General features: G+C 58.2%; 1 pseudogene. It reads right to left on the bottom strand.

Going from position 1 to position 658, the window contains the following annotated elements:
* Nucleotides 1-89 precede the first annotated feature (89 nt).
* Nucleotides 90-658 (bottom strand): annotated as a pseudogene (locus tag PYR71_RS30750) (IS630 family transposase); the annotation flags it as partial.

Raw genomic sequence — 658 nt, 5'->3', positions numbered from 1 at the left:
ACTGCCAAACAAACCTAATGTCGCCGATCAGACAAAGCCGACAGACGGTGTCGTGATGGCATCACTTGCACCGCTAGAGCAAATCCTGCTCAATCTGGGTCATATCCAGCGGCCTTAAGGTAGTTTGCGCATTCTGCCGCAGTGAAGCGCGGTATCAAGGCCCCGACCGCATCCCATAGAGCATCGATCTTTCGCTCGGCTCGGCCTCGCAACATGGCTTTCAGCTTCGAGAATGCGTTCTCGATTGGATTGAAGTCCGGACTATAGGGCGGCAGGAACATGAGCTTGGCGCCGGCACGTTCGATGGCATCGCGGACACCGGCTATCTTGTGTGCAGGCAGGTTATCCATAATGACGACGTCGCCGATCTCCAGGGGCGGCACCAGCACCTGTTCGACATACGCAAGGAAGACGTTGCCGTTCATCGCGCCATCGTAGACGAATGGGGCGGTCATTCCGCTGAGGCGCAACGCACCGGTGAAAGTCGTTGTTTTCCAATGGCCGTGCGGCACGCCGGCACGGCAAACGCTCACCTCGCAATGCACGTCCGCGCAGACGTGACATCTTGGTCGAGAGGCCGGTTTCGTCGATGAAGATCAGTTTCTCCGGATCGAGGTCCAATTGACCATCGAACCAGGCGCGCCGGCGCTTCAGGACG

Source organism: Rhizobium mulingense (genome assembly GCF_029194105.1).
Classification (GTDB): Bacteria; Pseudomonadota; Alphaproteobacteria; order Rhizobiales; family Rhizobiaceae; genus Rhizobium; species Rhizobium mulingense.
The sequence above is the reverse complement of the archived record's forward strand: the minus strand, read 5'-3'. Positions and strand labels throughout refer to the sequence as shown.